At 40.0% G+C, this 648-nt stretch carries 1 protein-coding gene and 1 pseudogene; both read right to left on the reverse strand.

Features of this window, described 5'->3' with window-relative positions; all coding sequences use genetic code 11:
- Nucleotides 1-373, reverse strand: a 373-nt coding sequence (locus tag ABD915_RS10090) for a hypothetical protein (RefSeq protein WP_345117839.1), incomplete at its 3' end; no start/stop codon positions are given.
- Nucleotides 370-648: pseudogene (locus ABD915_RS10095) on the reverse strand (hypothetical protein); the annotation flags it as partial. The pseudogene ABD915_RS10095 and the gene ABD915_RS10090, both read right to left, overlap by 4 nt.

Raw genomic sequence — 648 nt, forward strand, 5'->3', positions numbered from 1 at the left:
TTTTACAAAATGGGCTGTTTAAGCGCTTTTCGACACTTCGCTTTGGGATGACAGCACCAGGTTGACAGATGGGAAGATTTTCAGCTTTATAATTCTCACACCAAGTTCCTCCCCATTTATCTTTGTCCCGGAATCCTGCTTGGATCATACAAGCATCAATGGAAGCCATTTGATTTAAGCTGAGATTTCTATTTTCTGAATCAAGATCGATAAGACTCGGCATTCCACATTCTAACAATGCTTTTCCTACCTCAGTAAAATCTGCTCCTGGCTTCTCCCACATATATACCTCTCCTGGAGCAGGCTTAAAAAAATTACACCCAGCTATACTTAACAGGATTATCCCACTTAATAATCTTAAAATGTGTTTCATTTTTTGCTCCCTAAATTAATTGAATCAACATATATACGGTGAGGTGAACCATAAGCCTTTTGGCATCTTTTCCCAGCATTTGCATAACAAGCGTGGGGACTTGGATAACTAAATAGCACTTTTCCTGCTTCTTTCGCTGCGTTACTACCAGGGGGTCTCTGTCCAAAAGTAGCAGGATTTTGACCAAACACTACACCAACAAAGTCATCTGCGTGGTTTTCCAAGCCAATATGGGTTTGATGACTATCACTTATATAATTGTGCGTATTTGCCAT

It is taken from the genome of Bartonella jaculi, assembly GCF_039543045.1.
GTDB lineage: Bacteria > Pseudomonadota > Alphaproteobacteria > Rhizobiales > Rhizobiaceae > Bartonella > Bartonella jaculi.